The organism is Mesorhizobium sp. M7A.F.Ca.CA.004.12.1.1, from assembly GCF_003997835.1.
Taxonomy (GTDB): Bacteria; Pseudomonadota; Alphaproteobacteria; order Rhizobiales; family Rhizobiaceae; genus Mesorhizobium.
On the sequence record NZ_RZRK01000884.1, the window covers coordinates 1 to 2,449 of the forward strand.

The 2,449-nt window shown below is 60.6% G+C and carries 1 protein-coding gene; it reads right to left on the minus strand.

Features of this window, described 5'->3' with window-relative positions:
* Window positions 1-1,823 (minus strand): excinuclease ABC subunit UvrA (uvrA, locus tag EN984_RS31210; RefSeq protein WP_127384206.1); only part of this gene is annotated, 1,823 nt, incomplete at its 3' end.
* Window positions 1,824-2,449 lie beyond the last annotated feature (626 nt).

The window sequence follows — 2,449 nt, forward strand, 5'->3', positions numbered from 1 at the left end:
GAATTGGGATTGGCCATAACCTGCTGCGGGGTGCCCTGGGCGATGATTTCGCCGCCATGGATGCCGGCGGCCGGACCCATGTCGACGACATAGTCGGCATGCAGGATGGCGTCCTCGTCATGCTCGACGACGATCACCGTGTTGCCGATGTCGCGCAGGTGCTTCAGCGTATCGAGCAGGCGGGCATTGTCGCGCTGGTGCAGGCCGATCGACGGCTCGTCCAGCACATAGAGCACGCCCGTGAGACCGGAGCCGATCTGCGATGCCAGCCGGATGCGCTGGCTCTCGCCGCCCGACAGCGTGCCGGAATTGCGCGACAGCGTCAGGTAGTCGAGCCCGACATCGTTGAGGAAGCGCAGCCGCTCGCGGATCTCCTTGAGCACCCGCACCGCGATCTCGTTCTGCTTGTCGTTGAGCGACGCGGGCAGGTCGGTGAACCACTGGTCGGCCTTGCGGATGGAAAGCTCGGTGACTTCGCCGATATGTCTGCCTGCGATCTTCACCGCCAGCGACTCCGGCTTCAGCCGATACCCCTTGCAGGCCGGGCAGGGCGTGGCCGACATGAAGCGCTCGATCTCTTCACGCATCCAGGCGGATTCGGTCTCTTTCCAGCGCCGCTCGAGATTGGGAATGACGCCTTCAAAGGTCTTGGTGGTCTTGTAGGAGCGCAGGCCGTCATCATACTGGAAGGTGATTTCGCGCTCACCCGTGCCGTGCAGGATAGCTTCCTTGGCCTCTTCGGACAAATCCTTGAACTTGTCGCCAAGCTTGAAGCCATAGGCCTTGCCCAGCGCTTCCAGCGTTTGCGCGTAATAGGGGGACGTCGATTTCGCCCACGGGCTGACGGCGCCGTCGCGCAGCGAGATGTTCTCGTCCGGCACGATCAGATTGCCGTCGATGGCGCGCTGGCTGCCGAGACCGTCACAGGTCGGGCAGGCGCCGAACGGGTTGTTGAACGAGAATAGCCGCGGTTCGATTTCCGGAATGGTGAAGCCGGAGACCGGGCAAGCGAATTTTTCCGAGAACAGGATGCGCTCATGCGTCTCGTTCTTCGACTTGTTGACCGAATCCTCGCCGGTCTGGCTGGCATCGAGCGGCTTGTCTGCGAATTCGGCGACCGCCAGCCCATCGGCCAATTTCAGCGCCGTCTCGATGGAATCGGCAAGCCGCGTCGCCAGATCGCCGCGCACGACGATGCGGTCGACAACGACGTCGAGGTCATGCTTGTACTTCTTGTCCAGCGCCGGCACGTCGGCGATTTCGTAGAAGACGCCATCGACCTTGACGCGCTGAAAGCCCTTCTTCTGCAGTTCCAGCAATTCCTTGCGGTACTCGCCTTTGCGGCCGCGCACCATCGGCGCCAGGATGAACAGGCGCGTGCCTTCCTCGATCGCCAGCACGCGGTCGACCATCTGCGAAACCGTCTGGCTCTCGATCGGCAGGCCGGTGGCCGGCGAATAGGGGATGCCAACGCGGGCGAACAGCAGCCGCATATAGTCGTAGATCTCGGTGACGGTGCCGACCGTCGAACGCGGGTTCTTCGAGGTGGTCTTCTGCTCGATGGAAATGGCGGGCGACAGGCCGTCGATCTGGTCGACGTCGGGTTTCTGCATCATTTCGAGGAATTGCCGCGCGTAGGCCGACAGGCTTTCGACATAGCGGCGCTGGCCCTCGGCATAGATCGTGTCGAAGGCAAGCGATGACTTGCCGGACCCCGACAGGCCGGTCATGACAATCAGGCTGTCACGCGGCAAGTCGAGATCGACATTCTTCAGATTGTGTTCGCGCGCCCCGCGAATGGAAAGATATTTATGGTCGGCCATAGCCGGTCGCCGCCTCAGAATCTGGAATTTCCTGGAATGGCGGGTTTTCCCGGCCATCCCCTATGTAGGTAGTTTTGCCGCCACGTCGAGATACGCCACAATTCCCGACGAGAGCGTTTAAGCGTCTTTCGCGTGAACGGGCAAGCGGAAAGAACAAAGGCCGAACACGCTCCTGACAAAGCTGTGCAAAAACTGACTTGCACGTAACCTCCCGGCGATCACATTTTTCGGTAACCGGCTATTGATGGTTGACGCCACCAGCTGACGGGAGCAGTCTCCAGCAGTCAACGAAGACGGCCGTCTTTCGATGGCCTCGCCGCCCAAAGGCGGCCTGCGAGACGCCGCAGGCATTTGCGATTTGTGCTTCGAATTGACAACAATCGCAACGGACAGAGGAGCGGAGCTATGACGCCACCGGATCGTCCCCTAGGGTTCCAGTTGTCACTGGAGCCGAGGCAGGCATAAGTGCCAGGGTTCAGCGTTTTCGCCAGCCGGCAAACCGTGACCTGCCATCTCTCGTAAAAATCAGAGACTACTAGTCGGATCGTCGGCTGAATGCCGCGGTGCATCCGAAATCAAACGCCGGCAGTACACTCCCGGTAAAATTGGATTTGAGATCAAAAAAG